Origin of the sequence: Paenibacillus sp. FSL K6-1096 (assembly GCF_037977055.1) — a bacterium.
Taxonomy (GTDB): Bacteria; Bacillota; Bacilli; order Paenibacillales; family Paenibacillaceae; genus Paenibacillus_AQ.
This window is the reverse complement of the sequence record NZ_CP150274.1, coordinates 3,396,927-3,412,515: the sequence shown is the minus strand read 5'-3', so window position 1 is coordinate 3,412,515 and position 15,589 is coordinate 3,396,927. Positions and strand designations below refer to the sequence as shown.

Here is a 15,589-nt window from a genome sequence, read left to right as displayed (position 1 = left end):
ATAGAAAGGGGAGAGGAATGAAATGCACACCATCATTCAAACCAGGAATTTATCCAAGAATTACGGGACAACCACAGTACTTAAAAATATTGATCTGGTGATTCAATCCGGTGAGCTTACAGCCATCATGGGCCCTTCAGGCTCCGGGAAATCGACGCTGATGAATGTATTATCTACCATAGACCGGTTCACGGGCGGGGAAGTATGGCTGGAGGGACAATCGCTGCTGGATCTAGGCAAGAAGTCACTGAGACAATTCCGCCAGGAGCGCATGGGGTTTATTTTTCAGGAGTATAATCTGCTGGATACCTTGACGGCGAAAGAGAATATTCTGCTGCCGCTCTCCTTGCGCAAAGTGAAGGGGGCGGAGATGGAAGAGCTGCTCCGGCCGGTTGTGCAGGCGCTGGGCATTGCGGAAATCCTTCATAAATACCCGAGTGAGCTTTCCGGCGGACAAAAGCAGCGGGCAGCTTCAGCGCGGGCCATTATCACCAAACCGTCGGTTGTTTTTGCCGATGAGCCAACGGGAGCGCTGGATTCACGGTCCGCGACGCAGCTGCTGGAGCAGCTGGTGGAGCTGAATAAGGCATTCGGCACAACGATTATGATGGTGACTCATGATCCTTATGCCGCCAGCTATTGCAAAAGGGTGATTTTTCTGCGGGATGGAGGCATTGTCAATGAGCTTTACGCAGGTGACCAACTGCAGAAAGTATTCTACGAACGCATTCTGGAAACCCAAAGCCTGATGGGGGGCAAGCTGCGATGAGCCTGCTCGAGCTGACGATAAGGAACGTAAAACGCAACTTCCGTCTATATTCAATCTACCTGTTCTCTATGGTTACCGGCGTAATTATCCAGTTCACCTTCTCCTCCCTGATGTACAATGAGGATATTATGGATGCGCTGCAGAACCGGGCTAACTTTCAGACGGGAGTAGGCATCGCTTCGGCCATTGTATTTTTGTTTATCATCTTTTTTATTCTCTATGCCAATTCCTTCTTCATGAAGCAGCGTAAAAAAGAGTTCGGCATGTACCTGCTGTATGGCCTGAATGAACGGCAAATTACCCGTATGGTGTTCTATGAAACGTTATTCCTGAGCGCAATTTCACTGGCCGCAGGGATTCTGGCCGGAGGCCTCCTGTCGAAGCTGTTTGGGATGCTGCTGATGAACCTGATGCACTACGATAACGTCATCTCGTTATCCTTCCCCGTTCAGTCAATAGCTTTAACCATAGGCGTCTTCCTGCTGCTTGCCATAATTATTAGCGTACAGAGCTACATTATGCTGAACCGGGTGCAGCTTACTGAGCTCTTTCATGCCGGGCAAAAGATGGAGAAGCCCGTACGTATTTCCGCTGTGATGGCTATGATTTCTATCCTTCTGCTGGGTATGGCCTTTGCACTAATCAGCAGCGGGAAAGGCTCGGTGTTCTGGCAGGATTACGCTACGGCAAGCATGATTGCTGTAGCCATAGGGATGATTGCCGGCACTTACCTGTTCTTCCGCCAATTTGCCGGCTGGCTGCTGCAGGCGGTAAGCCGCCGCAGAACCTACCACGAAGGCAATACGATGCTGTGGACCTCTTCCCTGCGTTTTCAGATTAGAGGCAATACGCTGAACTTAACCTTTATCTCCTTGTTCAGTGCAGCAATTATGCTGCTGCTCAGCTTCATGACAATTAACTATAAGGTACAGTTCGAGGCGGTGGGCATGAATCTGCCTAATGATATAGCGTTTGAATCGCAGGACGCTGACCGGAACCATCGGATTGACAGCCTGATTGGCAGTTCCGGGCATGAGGTCCGCTATCATCTGACGCAGGAGGTATTGGTCGCTGAACCGGTGACGGATATGACGGCAGCATTTGAGAATCCGGAGTACTATACGCCTGACGTTCTGCTGGTATCCGAGCCAACCTATAACAGGCTGATGCAGGAACGCGACCCTGAGCAGACTCTTAAGCTCCAGGGGGACGAAGCGGTAATCCTTGCCCAGGGATCGGATTTCCCGCAAGCATATCCCGCTAGCAGTCAGCCGGGATTCACTGTGAAGACAGACGCGGAAACAACCTTCCGGGTGACCGCGAAGCTGGATTATGCCTATCTGGGATGGGCGTCCGATCCGGTGTCATCCATGATTGTCAAACCGGCGGTGCTTGTCATTTCCGGTGAGGCTTACGAGCGTCTGCAGGCGCATGCGGAGAGGAAGTCTTTTGAAATCTACGGTATTACTGATGCTAACCGGGCCGAGGAGCTGTCTAGGCAGGTGCATGCCATTGTCACGGAGACGCCGGGTGCCTACTATTCCTCATTCGCTGATGTGTACTCCAAGCAGATTGAAGGCTCGTCGCTCATGCTGTTCTCCAGCGGCTTCCTGGCGCTGATCGCCATCTTCGCGCTGGCCAGCGTTATTTATTTCAAGCAGCTGCGGGAGGCTACAGATGAACGGCTGCAATACAGTATTCTGCGCAAAATGGGTGTGGATGACCGGCAGATGAAAAGCGTGATCCGCAAGCAGCTGCTGTTCGTCTTTCTGCCGCCGCTTATGCTCGGAGTGCTGCACAGCTGGTTTATTATCAAGTATTACATTCTCGATTCCGTACAGGGTTTCACTGGACTTACGGAAACCGTATGGGGCATTATGGGCGTATACTTCCTGATTTACGCACTGTTCTATATTTCTTCTACGAAAGTGTATTACAAAATTGTCCAGGAAGCTCCTTAACAGCGCTTTCCCCGGGAACGAAAGGGGTGCTCCAAGAGCCATGGAAACGGCTGCTTAGGGCACCCCTGATTAAAATTTCACGTGTTATGTGGTTGCAGCATCCTCAGATAAGGATCATGGTTCTTCGGAAAATGGATGGTGAATTCGCTGAAGCTGCCTGCTTCGGACTCGCAGGAAATGTAGTGCCCGAGTTTTTTGGACAGCTCCTGGGCCAGATACAACCCCATTCCCGTAGATTTTGCCACCATACGCCCATTGGAGCCGGTGAATCCCCGGTTGAACACGCGCGGCAAATCCCTGCGGTCAATACCGATGCCGTTATCGCGCACTATAAGCAGCTTCTCATGCGGCGTAACCCGGGTAGAGAAGGTGATCTCCCCTTGATCACGGGTATACTTCAGGCTGTTCGTAACCAGCTGGTTGAGAATGAAGGACAGCCATTTGGAGTCGCTCTGCACCATTGTGGCTTGTACTTCGAGCCGAATTCGGATCTTTTTGGAGATGAACGTCTTGGAATGGGCTTTGACGGCCTCCTTGACCAGCTGTTCTAAATTGCAGTTTAAGATTTCGTAGTCCTGGTTAAAGGTGTCGAGCCTGGAATAATATAAGGCCTGGTCGATGTAGTGCTCAATCCGCGATAACTCTTCTTCCAGGCTGCCCTGATCCATCTCTGTCTGTTGCATCAGCCGGAGCACAGCAATGGGCGTCTTCACCTCATGAAACCAGGTCACAGTGAAATCATAATATTCCTTCTGCTGGAGCTGAACCTCGTTCAGGGCACGGATATGCTGAATCTGCAGCTTCTCCATAGCCTCCCGGCAGGCCTCAGCCTCCAGGGACAGCGGTACCGTGTCTTCATCGGCGATCCGGCGGAGATTCTGCACATTCCTGAAGTAACGGTGCAGCAGGAAGCCGGCAAGTACGATAAGGACCAGCGTGAGGGCATAGACACAGGATTGCCAGCGCCAGGACACCTGCGGATCAAGCGCAAACACGGCAACGGTAAGCAGGAATACGGCCGCCGAGAGGCCGATATACGGCCGCTCATATTTCAGGAACCGCCAGAAGCTCATTCGATGGTATACCCCATTCCCTTGCGGGTGACAATGAAGTCCTCCAGGCCCAGCATAGCGATTTTGCGGCGCAGGCGGTTCACATTCACCGTTAGCGTGTTATCATCAATGAACTGCTCATCGCTCCAGAGTACTTGCATCAGAGCGTCCCGGGATACGATAGAGCCGATATTTCTCATCATCGTCTGCAGGATAATGAATTCATTCCGCGACAGCTCTGCGGTCTGCCCGCCGTACTCGACAGAAGAGTTGGCCAGATGAAAAACAAGCTGGCGGTGAGTCATCTGCAGGCTCTCATCCTGATACGTATAATTGCGCCGTAACAGCGCGCTCACTTTGGCCACAAGTACATCAAGATCGAACGGCTTCTGCACAAAGTCATCCGCTCCCATATTAATGGCCATGATGACATCCATATTCTGATTGCGTGAAGACAGGAAGATAATCGGCACCTTGGAGACGGAGCGGATCTGCTGGCACCAATAATACCCGTCGTACACCGGCAGATTTACGTCCAGCAGCACCAAGTGGGGCTGGCTTGCTGTGAACTCCTCCAGGACCTGCTCGAAGGAGGAGACTGCCATGACTTCATATTTCCACTTACGCAGCGTATCTGCAACTATTCTTCTGATCTTCTCGTCATCTTCCACAATCATAATTCGGAACATGGGATTCCTCCAGCTCAGGCATTTGATGCTGGTATTATATCATTTGTAGTACTCTTTGTGAGCGCCTCACGGCAGTTGCACATAGAACGCCGCTGACTCTCCCGCGGCTACATGAAGTCGAAATAATACCGGATGACATGGAAGAACACCGGCGCCGTATAGGCAAGACTATCCACACGGCTCAGGTAGCTCTGCTTCAGGGCGGCGAATTTGTCATCATCGCCGATCAGCAGATCGCGCTTCAGGACGGAGACCGTCAGACTGCCGAAGAAGCCGCTGACGCTGACCAGCATCCCGGAGAGATAGCCGAAGGCCGGGTTCAGCGGGGTGAGGTGCGGATACATCAGATACGAGGCAATCGTGGTAATTACGAACGCACAGCCGAAGCCCTCCCAGGTCAGGCTCGGATTCGCGGTCGGGACGATCCGGTGCTTGCCGATATAGATCGAAGCCAGATAATGCACGGCGTCATTGAGCTGGGTCAGCACCACCAGGAACAGGACCAGGCCAGCGCCGTATTCCGGTGTGGCGAACTGGAAATAGGCCAGATGGCTAAGCCCGAAGACCATCAGCATCAGCCCCCATTGTACAGAGCTTACACCGCGCAGGAAGCCGAGCGTCCCCTTGTTGATCAGCCGGGGAAGCGGGAGCAGCAGGAACACATAGACCGGAATGAAGATGATGAACATCCCGTACCATTCGATGTAGATCCAGTAGAATTGCAGCGGAATGGACAGATAAGCCCACAGGAACAGCCTGCGGTCCGCTTTTCTTGTACGGATCATCGAGAAATATTCCTTGAGGGCGAAGAAGCTCAGCACCATCAGGGACAGCAGGGACACTACGGCATTGGACAGGGTGGCGAGGCAGAAGATGAACAGCATCCCCCACCAGGTTCTGATCCGGAAGCCGATGCCGGAGTAATCCTTGTCCTTCTGCAGTCTGCTGACAACCAGATAGAGCACATGTACAACCGACAGCACGGCAAAAATTAGAATAAGTGTGAATAAAGAACGGCTCATTAACAATCACCAACTTGTCTCGGGGTGGCATTCAATACAGGGATTTTATGCTAAAATAGACAAAGCGTCCAGCTTATTATGAAGCAAAACAACCGACTTGATAAGGGGAAATCTTGTAAATGTCAGCAGATTCATCTGTATATATCCTGCTCACCAATACGGGAACGCTGTTCACCAGACTGATTCAGGGCTATACCAAAGCCCCGTATAATCATGCGTCGATCTCTTTTAACCGGGAGTTGTCCGAGCTCTACAGCTTCGGCAGGAAGCATCCGGCTAATCCGCTCAACGGCGGCTTCGTGAAGGAGGATATCCGCACCGGCACCTACAGCAAATACCCGGGTACAACCTGCGTGATCTATGAGCTTCAGGTTACAGAGCGCGAGGTGGAGAAAATGAAGCGGGTGCTCCAGGTCTTCATCCGCAGCCGCCAGAAGTATCTGTACAATATTCTCGGCGTCCTCGGCATCGCCCTGAAGGAGCCGGTTGAATTCAGCAACTCCTATTTCTGCTCGCAATTCGTGGCCGAGATTCTGGAGCGCTCCGGCATTAAGCTCTGGAACAAGCTGCCTGCGCTGGTCACCCCGGATGATTTCCGGCAGAGCGACCGGCTGAAGCTGGTCTACTACGGCAAGCTCAGCGAATACCAGCCTTCCGGCAGATAGACAGCAGTTAGAGAAGTCCCGTTCCCGGCATACATTATGCTCGCAAGCAGGCACACGGACCTAATGTATATGGAAAACAACACACATTCCTTCACCCGCAGGGCAACTTTATTTATACAAGAAGCTTACCTGGCTTATTCCGCCTGGAGTGTGGTATTTTCTGTGGAAAAGGAGAGTGAAGAAATGGTTCATGCTAAGGATGTGCTGGCCGATCAATTGCTGGCGGGTGCCAACGACCCGAGCTGGTATCTGCCGTATATGCAGGCAACAGAGGAGGTCACCGAGAAAGAAGCCTTTTGGAGACCCGGCGAGGAGCTGTTCAGTATAGCTGAGCTAACCGCGCATCTGCTGTACTGGAATGAAGCCTGGCAGACCCGTTACCGGGAGGGGCATGTCGATGCTGTGCCTCCGGTGGGGGATAATCGCCTGAGCTTCGCGGTTCCGGCGGATACTTCCTTCGGTGAGCTTCGCGGCAGACTGGTAAATACACTGCTGGCCTGGCAGGACCTGTTGTCCGAGGAAGGGCTGGAGAACCAGGTCAACGGGTTCCCGGAGCCGGCGGCATGGTGGGAGCTCATCAGCAATGCGGCGACGCATAATGCCTATCATATCGGCCAGATCGTACTGCTGCATAAGCTGTACACCCTGGCCAAGTAACGTAAGAAGCATAGAACGGGCGTACAGACTGGCTGAAGATTCCTGCCGGTCTTTTTGCTGTGCACAATACCTTATCCTGTATTAATCCGGAGCATGTGCTATTCTTGGAATATGGCCTACAGAAAGGAAAAGCGAGGGATTTCATATCATGACTGATCATATCATCAGAGTGCTGGAAGCAAGGTACGCCTGCCGGCTGGAACGGCTGACAGGAGGGTATACGAATCTTACCTATCTGATGGCGGGGGTGGAGCCTCCGCTTGTAGCCAAAATCACGAACCTGTCCAACGAAGACACACTGAATGAAATCCAGGTCATGAAGCTGGTGCAGGGAAGCTGCGATACACCGGCTGTACATAAAGTAATGGAAATGGACGGTATGCGGATTATCGTCATGGACGGGATGCAGGGAGTGAACGCTCAATCTGTGCTCGATGCCGGAGACTGGGATCGGGCCGAACGGGTCTATGGCAGGATGGGCCTGCTGCTGGCAGAGCAGATTCATTCCCGGCCGTATCAACCGCCAGGCAAGGAGATCCGTCTGAGCAACAGGGCTGAGCTGAACCAGGTGATTACATCGCTGGAATTCGTCCCGGCGTCTCTAGGCAGACACTCGCTGCAACTGCTGGAAGCGGCCGGGGCCGGAGAGCTTCCGTGGGTACTGACCCACGGCGATTACGGGGTGCATAATCTCCTCTGCGAAGATGAGGATGTGCTGCATGTGCTGGATTGGGAGTGGGCCGAGTGGGGCAGCCCGCTTAATGATGTGGCCTGGGTCTGCTGGTTCACGAAGCATCATTATCCCGCCAAGGCCCGGGTGCTGAATGCCGCCTTCCTGGAGGGGTATCTGGCCGGCAATCGGCTGGTGTTCACCCCCCAGCAGATGAAGGCGGCAAGTCTGTACAGAGTATGGAATATCCTGTACCGCCTGCGGATTGCCCCCAAGGAGGTGCAGCGTGAATGGACGCGCCGTCTGGAATGGACGCTGAGCGAGGATTTCCGCGACCTGCCCGGGATCAGCTGAGACCCCGGACGCCACTATTCCGGGACAACAACCCGAATATGACGCGGTATGGTGCTTAATGTAAGCGGCAGCTGCGGCCCGGCTTCACCGTCCACATTCGTTCGGACCGGCTTGGAGGAGCGGAGGGTTACCTCCCGGGCGGTGAAATAGATGACATCCTTGTGGTTCATCAGATTGCCGAGCAGCAGCGAGATGCTGACCGTCACCGAATTCAGCAGGTGGAGATCCTTGACGATGAAGCAGTGCAGCAGGCCGTCATCGACAGCAGCGGCCGGAGCGAGCTTCTCGAAGCCGCCGACGGAATTGGTGAGCGCAGCGATGAACAGCGGGGAGGACCCCTCCCAGGTCTCTCCGTCGTGGATGATCGTCAGCGGGTGCGTTTGGTTGCTGGTCAGCTCCTTGATCCCCTCCCGCAGATAAGCCAGGAACCCGAGCCGGTTCTTGTCCTCCGAGGTGACAGAGGAGAGGGAACCGGCCAGGGAGCCTGCGGCCACCACATTGACGAACAGCCGCTCGTTCAGCCGGCCCATATCGACCCTACGTGTGCGGGGGGAGGCAAGATTACGGATGGCCTCCTCGGGATTGAGCGGAATCTGCAGCGCCCGGGCGAAGTCATTCACCGTCCCCATCGGCACGATGCCAAGCACAGGCCGGTGCTGCTGGTCGGCCAGTCCGTTCATCGTCTCGTGCAGCGTCCCGTCTCCTCCGATAGCGACCACCAGATCACAGCCTTCGCTGCACGCCTGGACACAGAAGGCCGTGGCGTCCCCTTCGCCTGCGGTCTCATTGACAGCAACCTGATACCCTGCGCCATGCAGCACCTCTTCTGCTGCCTGGATATACTCCCGCGCCTCTGCCTTGCCGGAGGAGGGATTCATGATGATCATAGCCTGCTTCATACTGCACTCCTCTCTTATGTAACCGGATTACTATCCATTAACCAGCTCAGGCTGGCCTTTGAATCAGCAAGCGCCGGAGGGATGCTCCGCTCCCTCCGGCGCTTGCTGTCTTATACAGGCTGTCTGCGGCAGCCGCCTAGCTCTCTCCGATCCGCCGCTGATAGGACTCGGCGTAGGCTGCGCTGCGGAACTTCAGAATCGGGTCATCCGAGAGCAGCATCCCAGTGGTGATGATCGTGGGGTCCATCAGCAGATATTTCGGATCAGGATAGATCTCGGATACATGCAGCCGCCCGAGGTCGATCCTCCGCCTGTCCTCAGGCCAGGCGCGGGTCGGATCATCCGTGGCATCGCCTTCCTCGCCCAGAACGGCCACAAGCTGGAAGATAGCCGGTTCATCCTTCAGGCGCAGCTCCAGCTCCTCCTCCAGATAATGCTCCGGCTGCTGTGCCGCTTCCTCCAGCGACAGGGTGCGAACGCCCGCCTCGGGAATCCACTCGAACCGGACCGGCTGCTGCTTGCCCTCAGCATTGACGAGTATATAAGCATGGATGCAGTAATAGGGGCACTCGGCATAGCTGGCCGGCGGCTTCAGCCGCTTCACGGCGCGCAAGGCCCCCTTGCTCTCGCTGAAGTGGCTGGCAATCTCCTTCATCAGCTTCAGCGGTCCAAGGGTCCCTTCCCTGAGCCGGTGCACCGTACGCACAATGTCGATGAACGACTCGGGCGTCCGGGCAAAAAACACCGGAACCGTCACGCCAACCAGATTCGTCACCTCGCCATCCGGCAGGATGAACTGGACCGCCATTCCCTTGGCGGGAGAGAGCAAATCCGCCAGTGCAGGATCAGTTGAGCTGCCGGAGAAACGCACGATAGCGTTCACCTGCTGCTCCTGAAGGTGCTCGGCCTCTGTGAATTCCATCCCCAGTCCGCTCGGCCGGAAGAAGCCGCGGCAGCAGACGCCTTTGGCATGGGCGCGGCGGTATCCGGGATGAACGCCGGACAGCTGCTCGATGGCATCCACAGCCTCGGCCGCCAGCCCGTCAGCTTCAGACTGAGCCCCCGTCCGCAGTTGTCCGTCCTGTTCAGCTTCATTGATGCCCTTATTCACGTTTGTACCCCTCCCTTCAAATCCGTTGAACTGGAATATTCTACATCCTAATTCTTACCACATTGGTCACTCAATTAAACTGCTTCTCGTAGACATCCACTTCGTTATTGTGGTTATCGGTCGCTCTTCTGACCGGGGTGAAGCCGTTTCGGGTCCAGAAGGCTTCGCCGGCCTTGTTCTCCAGCTGCACCGCCAGCCGGACGGCAGCAAGACCCTGGGTCCTGAACATCTGCTCCAGTTCATATACCGCTGTTATGCCGATCCCCAGACGGCTATATTGCCGGTGAATCACCAGCAGACCGATCCACGGATAATGATCCGCGCTATAGTCAGGCAGGTAAGTAATCAGACCGGCAATCCGGTCATCGCTCCTGATGTACAGCATTTTCTCCCCCATGGCGAGGTTCTTACGGTTCTCCTCCTCCAGCTCCGATGGTTCCACATAAGCCTTATGCAGGACCATCAGGTTGAATTCAGGCTGAGAGTTCAGGACGTGGGCCTGGATCTCCAGACTCTCTTGCGTTAATGGGTCAGACACCGGTTCCAACCAAATCATATAACCACCTGCTTATAATTAATTATATATCTAATTAGATATTAATATAATAATATAGAGATATCAACTCATAAGGGGAAATATATGCTAAAATAGAGCGGACTTACCCAATACAACGTGCAATAAGCAGGAATGGAGACTATTAATCAATGAATGAATTACCGAATTGCCCGAAGTGTGGTTCTGTGTATACCTATGAGGATGGAATGCTGCTGGTCTGCCCGGAGTGCGCACATGAGTGGTCGGCAGATGCAGGAAGCGCAGGCGGCGAGGAAGAGAAGGTAGTGAAGGACGCCAATGGCAATGTCCTGGCTGACGGAGACACCGTGACGGTGATCAAGGATCTTAAGGTCAAAGGCAGCTCGTCCGTACTGAAGATCGGCACGAAGGTGAAGAATATCCGTCTGGTGGACGGTGACCATGATATCGATTGCAAAATCGACGGGTTCGGCGCAATGAAGCTGAAGTCGGAGTTCGTGCGCAAGGCATAGCTGAAGAACCGGAAGCCCGCTGCCCAAGCGGGCAGCAGGCTCTGGTCTGTCAGCATTCCCCGGTTATAGAATCCGGCGCGCGGTTACAAACCGCTTCTGCCACTTGCTGCTGAACTCCTCTATATGTACCCCCTGCTCCTTGGAGTAGGTATGCAGAATCCGGTTATTGCCGGCATAGATCGCTACATGCCCGATGTCCAGGCCCCGGGCGGTGAAGAACAGCAGGTCTCCGGTGCGCAGCTCGTCCAGGCTGACCTTCCGGCCTTCCTTAGCCTGATCATAAGAGACGCGGGGCAGCTCGACCGCGAGGGTATCGGCGAACACACGCTTCACGAACGAGGAGCAGTCGAACGTGTCCGTCTGGTCTGGAGAAGCACCGAATTCATAAGGGGTATTCAGGTATTTCCGGCCCTCGTTAATCAGCGCCTCTCCCTGCTTCTGGAGCAGCGAAAGGCTTCTGTAATCCGTAAATTTCGGTTTAGCCGATACATATCCCCTGGCATTGTCCGCTGTCCGTACCTCCAGCCAGAGCGGTCCGGCCTCGCGGACCACATGGACCTTGCTGCCGGCCGGCAGCAGGGCCAGGCTGTTCGCTTCCTGCCCGGCATCCGGGGTGCTGCGCAGATTGACCCCCCAGGTGACAGTGGTCTCATAGGCGGCTGCCGAGGAGATGAGGACAGAGCCGGAAGACGGCTCCCAGGCCACCTGGCTGCCCAGCGCCTCACTGACGAAGCGCAGAGGAATCATGCTGTAGCCCTGCGACAGTTGTCCGGGAACTGCCAGATCGACCGTTCTCCCGTTCACACGGGCGGTGGATGAGCCAAGGGTATAGGTTAAGGCGGTGCCGCCTTTGACGGCAGTTACCGTCTTGCTGGCATTGTTCCAGGAGAGCTCAGCACCTTGGGCTTCAAACAGCCCGCGCATGGGAACCAGTACAGTCCCGCCGATATTTAGCGGCCGGGTCTCCGGCTGAAGCTGCTGCCCGTCCAGGTAGATGGAGATGGGCTGGGGTGAAGGGGCTGCATCTGCATGGGCATGGTCTGGTAATAACAGGGCCAGTCCAAGCAGAGACAGCAGCATAGTCGTTCTTGTTGTCATGGATTCATCACCTTATGGATAGATTTAACTCTCTCCAGTTAGACGCGATTGGTGTGAATTGGTTTTGTGCCAATTGTTGGTAACGTGTAGCAGACAAGGTTGCAAGAGCCCTGCTTGACGTCCGCAAAGTTACAGACTACAATATAACCAGTTAGTTAGAAAAAGGAGGTGCAACTCATAACCACAACAGGGAACAAACGCAGCGCCAAAATCTACGATGCCGCCCGGACCCGGGGCGTTATCCTGGATGCAGCCGAGGAGATCTTTGCCGAGTCCGGCTTCTCAGCGGCACGAATTGATGCCATTGCGAAGGCTTCCGGGTATAACAAAAGCCTGATCTACCAATATTACGGCGACAAATTAGGGTTGTACACGGAAGTGGTCAAGCGGGCTGACCAGATTAGCGAACAGATCACCGGCTCGTTCATCAGCGAATTGCTGAAGGATGAGCAGCTGCTCAAGGACCCGTCCGCATTCAAAAATTTCGTGGAGTACTGGACCCGTCAGACGGTCTCCTTCCTGCTGGAGCACCGGAGTTACCTGAGAATCCTGTTCTGGGAAGCTGCAGAGGGCTGGAAGATCTGGAATCAGATTCCCTATCGTCCGGATGATGACCCTCAGATGCATGAGATTGCTCTGGCCGCCCAGAGGAACGGAATTCTCCGCCGGGATCTGGACCCCGCGCTCTTTCCGATGCTGATCGTGAACGTAATTGCTATGACACTGCAGTCGTCTTCAAGGTTTGAGCACTTGTCCGGCAGTCTGGACTCTCCGCAGATTAGAGAGCAGACTACACGGCAGATCGTGCAGTTTATTATCCATGGCGTTATGGAGCCGTCTTTATTGTAGGGGCGGTTTTTTTTAAAGACAAATATAAACAACTAGTTAGATTTAAAAGTGCAGATAGAGGAGGAACAGAAATGGAGAAGGCACCTAAAGGCACTATTCTTATCATGGCTATACTAATTATCGGGACGATGGCGGGGCTATTGAATCAATCCTCGCTGAATACGGCGCTGCCGAACATTATGGGTGAGTTCCGGTTGTCTGCGAGCACTGTGCAGTGGTTAACGACCGCTTTTGCACTGGTTACGGGGATTGTGGTTCCGATTACAGCTTATCTTATTCAGCGCTTCACGACGAAGCAGGTATTCGTCTTTGCGATGGGGATGCTGACTGCGGGGACGCTTCTGTGTGCGGTTTCCCCCGGCTTCGGTCTGTTGCTTACGGGACGGATCATCCAGGCGGTCGGAGTGGGCATTATGCTCCCTCTGGTGCAGACCCTGACGTTCATTCTGATCCCGGTTGCCCGGCGCGGGTTCACGATGGGGCTGATCGGTCTGGCGATTAACTTCGCTCCGGCGATCGGGCCTGTGCTGAACGGCTGGCTCGTGGAGGATCATTCCTGGCGCTTATTGTTCTATATTCTGGCTCCTTGCTCGCTGCTGCTCACGATGCTTGGACTATTTCTGGTGAAGAACGTGACACCACAGGTAAAAAGTAAGGCCGACGCACTCTCCATGACATTATCCTCGCTCGGCTTTGGCGGTGTGCTGTACGGATTCAGTGTCTCCGGCAGCCAAGGATGGGGAAGCACGGAGGTGCTGATCTCCCTCGCGGTCGGGTTCATCGCGCTCTGCCTGTTCGTGTGGCGGCAGTTGACGATGGAGAATCCGCTGCTGGAGCTGCGGGTGTTCACCAGTCCCTCTTTTACCCTGGCTACTGTAATCAGTATGATCCTGATGATTATCATGCTGAGCGCACAGCTCCTGCTGCCGCTCTATATGCAGACCATGCTTGGCTATTCCGCGCTGAAGTCGGGTCTGATGCTGCTTCCCGGTGCGATTCTGATCTGTATTATGTCCCCTATCGCGGGGAAGATTTTTGACAAAATAGGTGCCAGAACGATGGTAATCACCGGAATCAGCCTGACGGTCATCTCTGCACTGTTGTTCTCCAATCTGACGGAGCATACGTCCTATACGTTCCTGATGGTAGGCTACTCCCTGCGGATGGTCGGTGTCAGCCTGACCCTGCTGCCCGTCGTCACCAGTGGAATGAATTCCCTGCCGCCGGCTCTAATCCGCCACGGCATTCCCGTGAACACTACGCTGCGGACGGTCGCCGGTTCCATCGGGACAGCGCTGCTTGTGACGATTATGACCTACAGCGGCGGCGGCCTGAAGCAGACGGGCGATGTCCATAGCTTAATTCATGGAATGAATGTCGCTTCTATGGTCACCACAGGAGCCGCAGTGGTTGCCCTGATCCTGTCATTCTTCATCCGACGGAAGGAAGAGGTCCCTGCGGAGATTGCGGCGGAAGGCGTTGCTGTGAAATAACCGCTCATGTATGGGATAAGACGTACCCTCAGCTCAAATAAAATACCTTCTGCTGCAAGAGATCGAGCGCCCGCTCGGTCTCTTTGCGTTCCTCGGCGCTCAGGGCCGCAATGCGCTGCTCGAACCGGACGGCAATCTGCGAGAATGCCTCATTCATCAGTGCCTCGCCTGCGGCAGAGAGGGTAATCTCCTGCTTGCGGCGGTCAGCGGGATCGGTGATGCGGGTGCAGAGACCTTTTTCGCTGAGCTTCCTCAGTTCACGGCTCGTATTCGGCATCGAGATGTTCATGCAGTCGCTGATCTCGCTGAGGGTTACAGGCTGGCTGACTGCGATGTATTCAATAATCTTATATTGCAGCGGCGTTAAGCCGTCTGAATTCACATCTTTGGTAATATCATTTGTTATTTGATGGACAGAAGCAGTGAAGGCTATGAATTTCCGGAAAAGCGGGTTGTTGTCCACAAGATCACCTCAGAGGTCACAATATCAGATTAATTATCAAAAAACAATTATCATTTGACAAGTATTTTGTGCCTGTGCTATGTTTTTGTTATCAAATGACAACTAAAGGGGAATACCACTGATGAATACACTTGTGATCTATACTCATCCGAACCATAACAGCCTGAGCTATGCCTTCCTGCAGGAGGTGCTGCGCGGCAGCAGGGAGAATGACAAGATTGGTGAAGTCAAGGTGCTGGACTTGTACGAAGCCGGATTCGATCCGGTGCTGGTGTTCAATGAGAATCGGCGCAGACGCGATATGTACCGTGAACCGGAGCTGGCGGAGTACCGGGAGCAACTGCTGTGGGCAGATCAGATTGTCCTGGTCTATCCGATCTGGTGGGGCAGACCGCCCGCCATGCTGATGGGCTACATTGACCGGATGTTCGCATCGGGCTTCGCCTACCGGGACAAGGGCGGTCTGCTGCCGGAGGGACTGCTTAAGGGGAAGCGGGTCGTCTGCATCTCAAGCATGAAGGGGCCGGCGCATTATCCGCTGCTCTGGCTGGGTAATTCGCATAAAATACTGATGCGCAAAGCGTTGTTCAACTTCGTCGGAATCCGTAAGGTGAAGTTCTTCGAATTCGGCAGCATGGAGAGCAAGAAGGGGAAGCAGAGCAAGAAGCTGGAGCAGATCTACCGTTATTTCAAGACGGTTGGGTGAATTTTGCACAATTGATTTGACATCCTGCCAACTTGTAACTACAATGGTTACATGAATGATGATTACCGCTGTCAACGTGAGCTT

At 54.2% G+C, this 15,589-nt stretch carries 17 protein-coding genes; 9 read left to right on the top strand and 8 right to left on the bottom strand.

Annotation, left to right across the window (positions count from 1 at the left end; genetic code table 11):
- The first annotated feature begins 22 nt into the window (after positions 1-22).
- Both MHI24_RS15120 and MHI24_RS15115 read left to right on the top strand, forming a co-directional pair.
- On the top strand, positions 23-769 hold the full coding sequence (locus tag MHI24_RS15120) for an ABC transporter ATP-binding protein (RefSeq protein WP_340026414.1): 747 nt from the start codon (positions 23-25) through the stop codon (positions 767-769).
- Positions 766-2,730: an ABC transporter permease gene (locus MHI24_RS15115; protein WP_340026413.1), complete on the top strand. Its 1,965-nt coding sequence runs from the start codon at positions 766-768 to the stop codon at positions 2,728-2,730. Before MHI24_RS15120 ends, MHI24_RS15115 begins: the two co-directional genes overlap by 4 nt.
- A gap of 77 nt (positions 2,731-2,807) precedes the next feature.
- On the opposite strand, the gene MHI24_RS15110 is transcribed toward MHI24_RS15115, so the two are convergent.
- The 3 genes from MHI24_RS15110 to MHI24_RS15100 all read right to left on the bottom strand — a co-directional run bounded on the left by MHI24_RS15110 (position 2,808) and on the right by MHI24_RS15100 (position 5,493).
- On the bottom strand, positions 2,808-3,803 hold the full coding sequence (locus MHI24_RS15110; RefSeq protein WP_340026412.1) for a sensor histidine kinase: 996 nt from the start codon (positions 3,801-3,803) through the stop codon (positions 2,808-2,810).
- Positions 3,800-4,471 (bottom strand): response regulator transcription factor, encoded by a 672-nt coding sequence (locus tag MHI24_RS15105; RefSeq protein WP_340026411.1) that lies wholly within the window; start codon positions 4,469-4,471, stop codon positions 3,800-3,802. The genes MHI24_RS15110 and MHI24_RS15105 overlap by 4 nt, the downstream gene beginning before the upstream one ends.
- Positions 4,472-4,578: 107 nt before the next feature.
- A complete protein-coding gene (locus MHI24_RS15100; protein WP_340026410.1) occupies positions 4,579-5,493 on the bottom strand; it encodes a phosphatidate cytidylyltransferase in 915 nt (304 codons plus the stop codon).
- 119 nt (positions 5,494-5,612) lie between these two features.
- Between MHI24_RS15100 and MHI24_RS15095 the strand changes: the two genes are divergently transcribed.
- The 3 genes from MHI24_RS15095 to MHI24_RS15085 all read left to right on the top strand — a co-directional run bounded on the left by MHI24_RS15095 (position 5,613) and on the right by MHI24_RS15085 (position 7,839).
- Entirely contained in the window at positions 5,613-6,158 is a 546-nt protein-coding gene (locus MHI24_RS15095; protein WP_340026409.1) for a hypothetical protein, read from the top strand.
- Between the two features lie 183 nt (positions 6,159-6,341).
- The gene (locus MHI24_RS15090; RefSeq protein ID WP_340026408.1) at positions 6,342-6,815 is read left to right on the top strand and encodes a DinB family protein; all 474 of its coding nucleotides are present in this window, start codon (positions 6,342-6,344) and stop codon (positions 6,813-6,815) included.
- A gap of 148 nt (positions 6,816-6,963) precedes the next feature.
- Positions 6,964-7,839, top strand: a complete 876-nt coding sequence (locus MHI24_RS15085) for an aminoglycoside phosphotransferase family protein (RefSeq protein WP_340026407.1) — start codon at positions 6,964-6,966, stop codon at positions 7,837-7,839.
- Positions 7,840-7,853: 14 nt separating this feature from the next.
- Here MHI24_RS15085 and MHI24_RS15080 read toward each other — a convergent pair whose 3' ends face one another.
- The 3 genes from MHI24_RS15080 to MHI24_RS15070 all read right to left on the bottom strand — a co-directional run bounded on the left by MHI24_RS15080 (position 7,854) and on the right by MHI24_RS15070 (position 10,405).
- Entirely contained in the window at positions 7,854-8,738 is an 885-nt protein-coding gene (locus MHI24_RS15080) for a diacylglycerol kinase family protein (protein WP_340026406.1), read from the bottom strand.
- Between the two features lie 136 nt (positions 8,739-8,874).
- Complete coding sequence (locus tag MHI24_RS15075) at positions 8,875-9,849, bottom strand: catalase family peroxidase (RefSeq protein WP_340026405.1); 975 nt, start codon at positions 9,847-9,849, stop codon at positions 8,875-8,877.
- A gap of 70 nt (positions 9,850-9,919) precedes the next feature.
- A complete protein-coding gene (locus MHI24_RS15070) occupies positions 9,920-10,405 on the bottom strand; it encodes a GNAT family N-acetyltransferase (RefSeq protein WP_340026404.1) in 486 nt (161 codons plus the stop codon).
- Positions 10,406-10,554: 149 nt separating this feature from the next.
- Here MHI24_RS15070 and MHI24_RS15065 point away from each other — a divergent pair, with 149 nt between their 5' ends.
- On the top strand, positions 10,555-10,896 hold the full coding sequence (locus MHI24_RS15065) for a zinc ribbon domain-containing protein YjdM (RefSeq protein ID WP_340026403.1): 342 nt from the start codon (positions 10,555-10,557) through the stop codon (positions 10,894-10,896).
- Positions 10,897-10,959: 63 nt separating this feature from the next.
- On the opposite strand, the gene MHI24_RS15060 is transcribed toward MHI24_RS15065, so the two are convergent.
- The gene (locus MHI24_RS15060) at positions 10,960-11,994 is read right to left on the bottom strand and encodes a stalk domain-containing protein (RefSeq protein WP_340026402.1); all 1,035 of its coding nucleotides are present in this window, start codon (positions 11,992-11,994) and stop codon (positions 10,960-10,962) included.
- Positions 11,995-12,162: 168 nt separating this feature from the next.
- On the opposite strand from MHI24_RS15060, the gene MHI24_RS15055 reads away from it, so the two are divergent.
- Both MHI24_RS15055 and MHI24_RS15050 read left to right on the top strand, forming a co-directional pair.
- Positions 12,163-12,843 (top strand): TetR/AcrR family transcriptional regulator, encoded by a 681-nt coding sequence (locus tag MHI24_RS15055; RefSeq protein ID WP_340026401.1) that lies wholly within the window; start codon positions 12,163-12,165, stop codon positions 12,841-12,843.
- A 71-nt stretch (positions 12,844-12,914) separates the two neighbouring features.
- Positions 12,915-14,336, top strand: a complete 1,422-nt coding sequence (locus MHI24_RS15050; RefSeq protein WP_340026400.1) for a DHA2 family efflux MFS transporter permease subunit — start codon at positions 12,915-12,917, stop codon at positions 14,334-14,336.
- Between the two features lie 28 nt (positions 14,337-14,364).
- On the opposite strand, the gene MHI24_RS15045 is transcribed toward MHI24_RS15050, so the two are convergent.
- A complete protein-coding gene (locus MHI24_RS15045; protein WP_340026399.1) occupies positions 14,365-14,799 on the bottom strand; it encodes a MarR family transcriptional regulator in 435 nt (144 codons plus the stop codon).
- A 121-nt stretch (positions 14,800-14,920) separates the two neighbouring features.
- Here MHI24_RS15045 and MHI24_RS15040 point away from each other — a divergent pair, with 121 nt between their 5' ends.
- Complete coding sequence (locus MHI24_RS15040) at positions 14,921-15,505, top strand: NAD(P)H-dependent oxidoreductase (protein WP_340026398.1); 585 nt, start codon at positions 14,921-14,923, stop codon at positions 15,503-15,505.
- Positions 15,506-15,589 lie beyond the last annotated feature (84 nt).